Annotated in this window: 12 protein-coding genes and 2 pseudogenes; all 14 read left to right on the forward strand. The window is 33.0% G+C overall.

Translation table 11 applies throughout. The annotated features are described in order from the left end of the window. Nucleotides 1-202: 202 nt before the first annotated feature. A complete protein-coding gene (locus V5784_RS04840) occupies nt 203-961 on the forward strand; it encodes a TatD family hydrolase (protein ID WP_336887915.1) in 759 nt (252 codons plus the stop codon). A gap of 193 nt (nt 962-1154) precedes the next feature. Further along, the gene (locus V5784_RS04845) at nt 1155-1988 is read left to right on the forward strand and encodes a methyltransferase domain-containing protein (RefSeq protein WP_336887916.1); all 834 of its coding nucleotides are present in this window, start codon (nt 1155-1157) and stop codon (nt 1986-1988) included. 55 nt (nt 1989-2043) lie between these two features. Further along, nucleotides 2044-2403 (forward strand): holo-ACP synthase, encoded by a 360-nt coding sequence (gene acpS, locus V5784_RS04850; protein WP_336887917.1) that lies wholly within the window; start codon nt 2044-2046, stop codon nt 2401-2403. Nucleotides 2404-2428: 25 nt separating this feature from the next. Beyond that, nucleotides 2429-2860, forward strand: a complete 432-nt coding sequence (locus tag V5784_RS04855) for a hypothetical protein (protein WP_336887918.1) — start codon at nt 2429-2431, stop codon at nt 2858-2860. 29 nt (nt 2861-2889) lie between these two features. Further along, complete coding sequence (locus V5784_RS04860; protein WP_336887919.1) at nt 2890-3399, forward strand: hypothetical protein; 510 nt, start codon at nt 2890-2892, stop codon at nt 3397-3399. 352 nt (nt 3400-3751) lie between these two features. After that, on the forward strand, nt 3752-4660 hold the full coding sequence (locus V5784_RS04865; protein WP_336887926.1) for an RnfABCDGE type electron transport complex subunit C: 909 nt from the start codon (nt 3752-3754) through the stop codon (nt 4658-4660). Between the two features lie 71 nt (nt 4661-4731). Next, a pseudogene (locus V5784_RS04870) lies at nt 4732-5982 on the forward strand (RnfABCDGE type electron transport complex subunit D). Between the two features lie 291 nt (nt 5983-6273). Continuing rightward, nucleotides 6274-6720: an NAD(P)H-dependent oxidoreductase subunit E gene (locus V5784_RS04875; RefSeq protein ID WP_336887920.1), complete on the forward strand. Its 447-nt coding sequence runs from the start codon at nt 6274-6276 to the stop codon at nt 6718-6720. A 77-nt stretch (nt 6721-6797) separates the two neighbouring features. Next, complete coding sequence (locus V5784_RS04880) at nt 6798-7202, forward strand: restriction endonuclease (RefSeq protein ID WP_336887921.1); 405 nt, start codon at nt 6798-6800, stop codon at nt 7200-7202. Nucleotides 7203-7272: 70 nt separating this feature from the next. Beyond that, the gene (locus V5784_RS04885; RefSeq protein WP_336887922.1) at nt 7273-7977 is read left to right on the forward strand and encodes a biotin--[acetyl-CoA-carboxylase] ligase; all 705 of its coding nucleotides are present in this window, start codon (nt 7273-7275) and stop codon (nt 7975-7977) included. Nucleotides 7978-7992: 15 nt separating this feature from the next. Then, entirely contained in the window at nt 7993-8889 is an 897-nt protein-coding gene (locus V5784_RS04890) for a potassium channel family protein (protein WP_336887923.1), read from the forward strand. A 68-nt stretch (nt 8890-8957) separates the two neighbouring features. After that, a complete protein-coding gene (gene mnmA, locus V5784_RS04895; RefSeq protein ID WP_336887924.1) occupies nt 8958-10001 on the forward strand; it encodes a tRNA 2-thiouridine(34) synthase MnmA in 1044 nt (347 codons plus the stop codon). After that, nucleotides 9998-10456 carry a hypothetical protein gene (locus V5784_RS04900; RefSeq protein WP_336887925.1) on the forward strand — a complete coding sequence of 153 codons (459 nt, stop codon included), beginning with the start codon at nt 9998-10000 and terminating at the stop codon, nt 10454-10456. The genes mnmA and V5784_RS04900 overlap by 4 nt, the downstream gene beginning before the upstream one ends. Before the next feature lie 81 nt (nt 10457-10537). Beyond that, nucleotides 10538-10713, forward strand: a pseudogene (locus V5784_RS04905) (4Fe-4S binding protein). The last annotated feature ends 167 nt before the right edge of the window (nt 10714-10880 follow it).

Genomic DNA, 10880 nt, shown 5'->3' on the forward strand with positions numbered 1-10880 from the left:
AATACCAGATGATGAGTTAGAAAGAACTGTAGAAAGAATTAGAAATAGACCGCGAAAAGTATTAAATTATTTTACTGCAAATGAAGTTTTCCTTGAAAATATGTGGTGGTGTGCTTGACAAGACTCACCGCCAAATAAAAATGTAACCACAAAGTATAGAAATTATAAATATATATAAAGAGAAGATCATTTGGAGGTAAAGATGAAATTAGTAGATACACATTGTCATATAGACAGCGATAGATACGATGAGGATAGGGATAATGTTTTAAAGGATATAGAAGAAAATTTAGAATTCGCAGTAAATATCGGCTATGATTTAGATTCTTCCAAAAGATCTATAGATTTGGCAGACAGATACGATTTTATGTATGCGGTAATAGGGGTTCATCCTACAGATATAAATGGATATAACGCAGAATTAGAAGGTTGTTTAGAGGAATTAGCTGCTCATCCTAAAGTAGTAGCAATAGGTGAAATAGGTCTTGATTATCATTGGATGAAAGATGAAAAAGAAGAGCAGAAAGCTGTATTTAGAAAACAGTTAGAAATGGCTAAAAGAGTAAAAAAACCAGTGGTTATTCATACAAGGGATGCTACCCACGATACTTTGGAAATTTTGAAGGAGTACCCGGAGATAAAAGGGATAGTTCATTGTTATCCAGGTTCTTATGAAAGTGCAGTAGAGCTTATGGATAATTATTATTTTGGAGTAGGAGGAGTCATTACTTTTAAAAATGCAAAAAAACTTGTGGAAGCTGTATCGAAGATACCTTTGGACAGACTGGTAATAGAAACAGATGCCCCATACCTGACTCCTACACCATTTAGAGGGAAGAGAAATCATCCTATCTATGTGGAGCATATAGCTAGAAAGATAGCTGAAATAAAGGGTGTATCCTATGAGGAAGTAGTGAGAGTGACTACAGGAAATGCCAAGAAAATTTACGGGGTAAAGTGATTTTTAAAAACTCAACTGTCTTTGTAGAAGTAGAGGCTATAAAAACTTTAGTTACAGATTACACAAATTTACACAAATTAAAAAAAATAGAGTTAATCTGAAAAATCTGAAGCGAAGAAGAAAGTGCCTTGAATTTAAGTGTTTAAAAGAGTTTTTTATTAGAGTTAATGGCAAAATAAGGAGAAAGAAAATTATGAGTATATTAAAATGTCCTGTATGTCAGGATGAATTAAATAGAATAGAAAAAAATTATAGGTGTAAAAACAATCATACCTTTGATATGGGAAAGCAAGGGTATGTAAACCTGCATATGTCCAATGAAAAAAGGAGTAAAAATCCCGGGGATGATAAGGAGATGATAGTTTCAAGAAAAAACTTTTTGGAGAGGGGATATTATAAAAAAATATCAGAAACTTTGAATGAAAGTATAAAAAAGGAGATAGGCAATAAAAGTGGTATAAATATCTTAGACATAGGATGTGGAGAAGGATACTATACCAATCTCTTGAGAAACAATTTTGAGGAGGAAGATATCGATTTTAATATTGTAGGAATAGATATATCTAAAGACGGAATTATCCATGCTGCCAGAACCTATAAGGGGATTGAATGGATAGTAGCAAGTGGATCAAATCTTCCTATTGTAAGTGAAACACTGGATTATGTGATCTGTATGTTTAGTTATATAGATCCTGCAGAATATAAAAGAGTATTAAAAAAAGGTGGAAAATTAATAACTGTCAGTACAGGAGAATATCATCTGGTGGAGATGAAAGAAGTAGTCTATGACAAGCTGAAAATGGATTATTACAGACCCACACAAGACCTAGTGGATGGATATAGTCATAAAGAGCTGATAAATGTGAGATATGAATCTGACTTAGAAGATGGTGCAGATATAAAAAGTTTATTTGATATGACACCCTATAGATGGAAAAGTCCCAAGGATGGAGTGGAAAGGCTGTTGAATTTAACGAAATTAAAGATAACGGTAGATGTAAATATAGATATTTTTGAAAAAAATTAATTTTAGAAGAATAAATTTTAAATATGATAGAAATGAGCAAAGAGGGTGTATTGTCATGATTATAGGATTAGGAACGGATATAGTAGAAATATCCAGGATAAAAAAAGCTATTGAAAGAACTTCTACTTTTTTAGAGAAAGTATATACAAAAAAAGAAATAGAATATATCTCACAGAAAAAAAATCCATATCCAAGTTATGCAGGCAGGTTTGCAGCCAAAGAGGCTATATCCAAGGCCTTTGGAACTGGCGTCAGGGAATTCGGACTGTTGGATATAGAAATTTTAAATGATGATTTAGGAAAACCTGTAGTTTATCTATCGGATAAATTGGTTAAAAAATATAATGGAAAATTAAATTTAAGCATCTCCCATTCTAAGGAATATGCAACTGCCACTGCTATTTTGGAAGGATAATCAGATAGAATTATAAGGGGGGATATTGAAAGTTATAATTGTATATTTCACATTAATAACAACGATATTTGCTATTAAATTAATAGATGGTAATTATTTGGTTGTGGAAAATGTAGTAAGAGGAAAAAAATGGAGAACAAAGGTAGAGTTAAAGGTAAAGGATAATAGGATTGATTGGATAAAGGTAGATATGGTAACTAAAGATGGAGAATTAATGAGTCAGGATAAAAAAGATTTACATGTAGTTTTGAAAGAGACAGGCGGGATAAATCCATATGTAGAACTACCCAAAGAATATATGAAAAAACTAAAAGAAGTTGATTACGATAAGATGTCTCGGGTAGATATCATAGCAGGAGCTACAGTTGTCTGTAAGAAGTTTAATAAGATAACTGTATTTTTGATAAAAAAATCTGAAGAGGGGAAAATTGGTGAGTTTGAAGGGTGGTTTCATTGAAAGTAAATTATAAAATAGGGGGGAAAACTATGAAGAAAATAATTTTATATCTAATTATGGCAACAAGTATTTTAGGAGTACAATTGGTGGATGGGTATTATGTAGCACAGGAAGCCGAATACTATTGGGATGGATATGCTTCGATTACCAGCATCAGGGTAAAAAACGGTGAGATAGTAGAAGTGGTAGCAGACCTGGTGGATAAAAAGGGGAATTTAGCCAGTAAGGATAAAAAGTATAACGAACAAATGCTGGATGTAACAGGAACCAATTTCAGGAAATTTTCAGTAGAAGTACCTCAAAATTTTATGGATTCATTGGAAGAAAGAGGTGGGACGGCAGGAACATCCATGGAAACTGTTGATTTTCAGTTACCGTATATAGATATCGTAGCAGGTGCTACAACTGCCAGTGAAAAATTTAAAAAGATGATGAAATTTTTGGTGAAAAAGGCTGAATCTGGAGAGACAGGGAAATATAAGATAAATATAGATACTAAGATAGATACTAAGCCTAAGAAGTCAAAGAAAATTTTTTAATTTTTTTGTACAGGAAGAGGGGTATCCCCGTGGGTGGAAACCACAGGATGAAACTATAGATTTAGGGGGAGGATCATATTTTTTAGAGGGGGGATCCACCCTGAAGAAAAAGAAATAACTTCTGAAAAAAAATTGAAAAGATGCCAGAGGTGAGGACTTACAGGGTAAGCACTCTACAACATATAGGGATTCCTGCTATTGTCATGGTCAAGGTGGGAGACAGGGTGAAAAAATATCAAAAGATAGGGAAAGCAGAGGTAAAATTTTCTACTTTTATTCATTCCCCCTGTTCTGGGAAGGTTAGCCAAATAAAAAAAATTAATATAAAAGGGCGGGAGCAGAAGAAATAATTATAGAAAATGATTTTTTAGGAGAAGAATTCAAAAGGGAAAAATTGAAAATTTTTACTCCTGAAAAAATTCAAGAATTAATGGAAGATCTAGGGATAGTGGGCCTCGGAGGAGCTACTTGTCCTACCCATATCAAACTAGAAGGAAAATTAAAAACGATCATAATAAATGGTGTTGAGTGTGAGCCCTATTTAAACGCGGATAACAGAGTAATGATTGAAAATACAAATGAAATCTTAGAGGGAATAAAAATCCTTATGAAAATATTTGAGATGGAAGAAGGGATCATAGGTATAGAGGCAAACAAGGAAAAAGCCATCGAAAAAATGGGAGAGGCTGTAAAGGAAGATCCAAGAATCAGGGTAGAAAAATTGTCCACCATGTATCCACAGGGAGGAGAAAAACAGCTTATAAAAGCGTTGTTGAAAAAGGAGATAAAATCTTTTCCTAGAGAGATAGGGGCTATTACTTTAAATGTAGGGACTATTTTGGCTATCTATAGAGGAGTAACATATGGAACGCCAATAGTTGAACGTATAGTCACTGTATCTGGAGAAGGAATAAAAAATCCTAAAAATTTATCTATTCCTATAGGAACCCCCATAGAAGATATTTTAAATTATGTAGGGCTTAAGGAAGATATCGTGGATAAAATTATAGCTTATGGGCCTATGATGGGTCATGAAATAGGGGAAATAGGGAGTACTTCTAAGGGGATGAATGGAATTTTAGCCTTAGGAAAAGAAAAATCCCCTCCGAAATTACCTTGTATCAGATGCGGTAGGTGTGTAGACATATGCCCTATGGGATTGCTGCCACTAGAATATGACAGATTGGCAAAAAAAAGGGAAGTATCATCAGATGGAAAAAGAATTTTCTCTGTCTTCCTGCATAAAATGTGGCAGTTGTGAATATATATGTCCTAGTCAGGTTCCTCTGATGGATGCTATATTTTTAGGATTAGAAAAGGGAAGGGATGGCGATGATTAAGGCAGCTCCTTATATTAGCTCAAAAAATACAACTCAAAATCTCATGAGGGATGTCGGCATAGCCCTTCTTCCGTGCATGGCAATAAGTATCTATTTTTATGGAATAGCAGCGGTAAAAATCCTGTTAAGTACAGTGATATTTTCATTTTTCACTGAAATTTTTTGGAAAAATATAAAAAAAGATAGGATCCACGATGGCAGTGGGATAATAGCTGGATTGATTCTAGCGTTGTCTCTCCCATATATAACTCCATTTTATGTAGCGGGAATAGGAGGAGTTATAGCTATTTCAAGTAAACATATATTCGGAGGGTTGGGAAAAAATTTATTTAATCCGGCAATCTTGGGAAGGTTATCTCTAATGATACTATTTCCTATGTACCTTTATCAAGTAAATGATTTTGACGGAACTGCTGGGGGATCTCTCTACCCTATGATAAAATATGGAGGACTGTCTAAAATTATAAGTGACCTAGGAGAACCTTTATTTTATAAAAATTTAATCCTGGGAAATAGGCTTGGAAGTATTGGAGAAAGCTCTATAATAGCAATTTTTTTAGGGTACGTTTATTTGGTATAAAAAAAATCTATAGAATGGGAAGGACCAATAATTTTATTGGGCACAATATATGTATTGAATAATTTTGTCTCTCCTAATCCATTTTTGAACATAATAATAGGCGGTGTATTATTTACTTCAGTATTTATAGCTACAGATCCAGTGACCAGTCCGTATACAAGGGTGGGATATGACATTTATTTAGTATTGATGGGAATTTTCATTTTTGGAGTAACGGAGTTTACTAGTCAAAGACCAGGGATCGCCATGGGAGTATTAGGAGCAAATTTAATGGTTCCAATAATAGATAGGTATACTCCTAATAGAGTATTTGCAAAACCATATTCCTATGTTAAACTCATAAAATTGATTATGATTAGTAGTTTATTTATAATGGTAGGACTTTATACAATTACCTATAAAAATGAAGACATAATTCCTAAGAATATAAATTATACGAATTTAAGAAAATATTTCGGAAGTGATGTGGAATTTGAGGACAAAATAATTGAGGATGGATTTATCTATTATTCCTTGAAAAAAGATGGACTGGATATAGGAACCTATGTTGTAGGAGAATCCAAAGGATCTGGAAAGAGAAGGATAGGCTTTGATCTAGCTGTAGATACAGAGCATAAGATAAAAGGACTGACAATAACCCATGAAAAAGAAACAGGAGATTAGGAGACCAAATATCTTCTTCCTGCTGGCAAAATCAATGGATAGGAAGGGACAACAGTTATAAGTTTGATAAAGAAGTAGATGGATTTTTAAGGGCTACATATACATCCAAGAATCTACATAAAACCTTTAAGAAAATCTTAAAAATTCATGAGGGACTCTTTGATGAAATTTATACTGAGGTAGGTGGAGACGGTGGAGCCACAGATATGGGGAAATCATATCCAGATTCAGATGAAACTTTAGATCTAGATGGAGACGGCGGAGCGACAGATTAAAAAAGGAGAGGGAAATATGGATCTATATAAAGAGATAGAAAAAATTATAGAAAATTTAGAGGATAAAAATAATGAATTAGAGGTGTTGGAATTTATTCAAAAGACCGAGGGTTATATATCTAAAGATATGATAAAATTTGTTGCAGATAAGATGGATAAATTTGATTTTTCTATCGAAAATACAATTAAATTTTATCCCCACCTGAAGGGTGAAGGGAAACAAATCATAGAAGTAAAGGTTTGTACTCATACAGCTTGTAGAAATAATGGTAGCGGAAAGATATTAGAGGAAGCTAAAAAAATATTAGGAGTAGAGGTAGATGGGATCACTCCTGATAGAAAATACAAATTGATTACTCAGAGATGTTTGGGTCAGTGTGGAAAGGGTCCTAACGTGAAGATCGGTAGTGAGATCTATAACAAGATGACTCCAGAGATATTGGCTAATTTGTTGAAAAAATAGAAAAGATTTAATTATAAATTTCCACTGATAGATAATAAAATAAAAATATGAGTAGTTATAGTATGAGGAGATAAAAGATGACAATAAAAGATTTAAAAATAGATCAAGTTTTGGAAAATAAGGAGATAGCGGAAACTTTCCTGTGTTCAAATCAGGGGGGAGTGAGAAAGAGTAAGAAAACTAATACTATAGTTTTGCTAGCTAAATTTAATAATTGTTCATATAAACACAGAAAAGATGGAGATATCCTTTATTTTACTGGGATGGGGGAAAAAGGCGATCAGGAGATGAAAAGACAGAATAAATCTATCTTAAACGCCAAAGAGGAGGGATTTTCCCTTCACCTGTTAGAACTATACGAAGATAAAAAATATATCTATAAGAGAGAGGTAGAACTGATTTCCAAGCCTATAATAGAGAGGCAATTAGATGATAATAAAGAGGAGAGGGACATTTTTATGTTCCCTTTGAAGTTAAAGTAAAAGAATTAAAGGGCACTGATTTGGTGTCCTTTTTAATATTGGTTTTATTGCATTAAATAGGAGGAGAAGGATGAAAATATTTCACTTTGATGAGCTGGGGTCGACCAGTGATTATCTGAAGGAAAAAAAAGATAAAAAAGAATGGGACCTGGTTATAGCAGATGTTCAAACTTCTGGACGGGGACGGCGGGGGAATCTTTGGATATCTCCTACAGGAGCGGGGTTGTTTAGCTTTGCCTTAAAGGAAGATCCCAATTTAAGCATGGAAGAATATAGTAGACTGCCGTTGATCGTGGGTATAGCTCTATTACATGGTTTGAAAAGTATGGTAGAATTAGATTATAAGTTTAAATGGACCAATGATGTCTATTTATACAATAAAAAATTATCTGGAATCCTGGTAGAAAAAGTAGGTGACTTTTTTATTGTAGGTATAGGAATAAACATAAATAATTTGGAATTTTTAGGAGCATCTAAAAATGGTATCTCTTTAAAAAGTGCAACTGGAAACAGATATGAAGTTTTAGATATGATAAAAGCCGTTGTAAATTCATTTAAAAAATATTGGAATAGGTACCTGAGGGGAGAATGGGATGAGATTTTATACGAGATAAATGAAAAAAATTACCTTCTAAATAAGGCGATAGAGATAGAGTTTTTAGAAAATAAAATATCTGGGATAGGAGGAAAAATCCTTGAAAATGGTAGATTAGAAGTAGAAACTATCGATGGGATTAAAGAGTTTATGGTGGGAGAGATCCATATCAAATTATAGAAGGGGAGAGCTGTGGTGAGAAAAAAAATAAAAAAAGGGCTGCTAAATACAATAATTCTTATGATCATCTCAATTATTTTAGGAAATACTTTGAGGATAGATGCAGACGTAAATGAAAAAATGATAATTAGAATGTATTATAGTTTGGCTATATTTATGAATTTAATCCCCGTAGCCTATTTTTTGCTTAGATTCAGGATGGCTAAAAAAAGGCCGATATTCTTTCTAGGATTTATCTTCTACTATTTAATAATCCTGCCCATATGGATGAGCCTTGCATTTGAAGAAGGAATTGTAAGTAACTTTGGTTTTATCCGTGATAATTTGACATCCTTGAAATGGATAATAATGTTAAATTTAATACTTTTATTGATCTCTCAATTTTTTATAATCAAATATGTATTTATAGATATTTTATCTGGCCGTAGGAGAGCTAAGAGTGGTGATATTGGAATAGTTCTTCTAACCTATATAACACTAGGGATAATTTTTGGTTTTATATATATATTGCTGATAAGAAATAATCCAAATGCCTTAGAGGGTATGACACTGGAAGGTTTGGAAGCAAAAGGCTTATATTTTAGGGGGATGTATTTTAGTTTTATAACCTTAACCAGTGTAGGCTATGGAGAAATAGTTCCCATATCTATAGTTGCTCAGGCGTTGACGATGTTAGAGAGTGTAATGGGCGTTTTACTCCTAAGTTTTTCTTTGGGGATTGTATTTAGTTCAAATTTGAATATAAAAGAAGAACAGGAAAAAATAGAAAATAAAAATTTGGAGAAAAAAAATATAGACAGAGATACCTCGCCAGAAAAATATAAGGAATTGAAAAGAAAGTTAATGATGGAGTTTGAGGAGAGTTTGGATAGGAATATCGAAAGATATATTGAAGAAAAAGAAAAAAAATAACGCAGATTAATAAGAAATAAAATTTTTAAAAGATCTGAAAAATATGTGAGGGAAAAGGAGTAGAAAAAATGGAAAAAGTAATAGTTGGTTTGAGTGGAGGAGTAGATTCCTCAGTAACGTCATATATTTTGAAAGAAGAGGGATATGAGGTGATAGCAGTCACTCTGCAAGTGGATAAAAGATCTCAGGGAGAGATAGGAGAAGCTAAAAAAGTAGCTGATTCATTAAAAATAAAACACGTAGTTTTAGATGTATCGGAAGACTTTGAAAAGATAGTGATTAAGGATTTTTTAGATGGGTATAGCAGTGGGACAACACCATCTCCTTGTGTAGTATGTGATGAGAGGATAAAGATAAAAACTCTGATAGAGTATGCAGATTCAGTGGGAGCAAAATATATAGCTACAGGACATTATTGTAATTTGGAATATAATTCTGAAATGGATAAATATCTCTTAAAAAATGCAGCAGATATACGTAAAGACCAGACCTATATGCTATATAGACTAGATGAGGATACTCTCAAAAGGATGAAGTTTCCTCTGTATAATTTTACTAAGTCGACAGTAAGAGAGATGGCAAAAAAAATAGGATTAATAACTCATAATAAAAAAGATAGTCAAGGAATATGTTTCGCCCCAGAGGGATATAAAGAGTATTTGCAAGAGAAATTAAAAGATAAGATAGAAAAGGGTAACTTTGTAGATGAAGATGGAAATATAATGGGAACCCATGATGGGTACCAACTTTATACTATAGGGCAAAGAAGAGGTTTGAATCTGAAAAAAACGAGACCGTATTTTATACTGGATATAAGACCTTCTAAAAAGGAGATCCTTTTGGGAGACTATGATAAACTCTTTATAAAAAAGGTAGAGTTGCTAGACTATAAGTTTGTAGTTGAAATAGATAAATTGTTGGAGGTAGAACTCATGGCAAGACCGAGGTTTTCAAGTCATGGGTTTATGGGTAGGTTAAAAAAAGTATCTGAATCTGAGAGAGAAGATAGGGTATATTTTGAATATGAAGAGAAAAATCCCCAGAATGCTAAGGGACAGCATATGGTGCTGTACTATGGTAAATATCTGGTAGGGGGAGGAGTAATAGGATGAAAAAAAAATATATGGTATTGATAATTTTAACCTTGATAGGGTGCAGTAACGTGGATAAAAAAATTGAAAAATCAGTTTTAAATAGACAAATGATTCAGGTTACCATAGATAGTATAGAGGAGTTGGGATTAGGAGATAGTTCAGAAATTACTTTTAAATTATGGGGATATGATCTGTATATGGCAGATGTCAGTGCGACTTTATTAGAAGAATATACATATAATCTGTCTAAATTACCGGTGACCTATGGGGTCGATTATAAAAAAAAATGGGATGAAAAAATAAAACCTAGAGGGAGCGGTGAATACGGATACTATATAACTTTGGAGGGTGAAAATAAGGGCGGAGAAAAATATAAGATAGATTATGAGGCTACCAGCAAGGCTTATTTCAGAACCCAGAAAACGAAGATTGAGCAGTTATCAGGAAAGATCTATATAAAGGAAATAAAGTAAAATATTATTTTAATATTCTAATTTTATAGAGTATACTAAAAATAGTTATATCAAGATAATAAGTGATTAGGGGGAGATAAAATGTCACATAGAATAAGAAAAGATGAGTGTATTTCATGTGGAGCATGCGAAGATGTATGCCCGGTAGCGTGTATTTCAGAGGTAGAAGATGGTAAAAGATTGATAGATGAAGATGCATGTATCGATTGTGGAGCAGTGCAGGAGTATGTCCGGTAGCGTGTATAGATCAAGTATAAGATCATTAGAGGGTTAGAATATTCAATATAATGGTCGTATAAATTCATACAAAGAGTGTTTAACCTTAAGCAAAAAAATAGGGTATAATTTAAGAAAACAATATGGGGAATTTTGATTATGAATACACGAAAAACTTACTCTTCTAAGTTTAAATTTAAGATCGTTT

It is taken from the genome of Psychrilyobacter sp. (genome assembly GCF_037132775.1).
Classification (GTDB): Bacteria; Fusobacteriota; Fusobacteriia; order Fusobacteriales; family Fusobacteriaceae; genus Psychrilyobacter.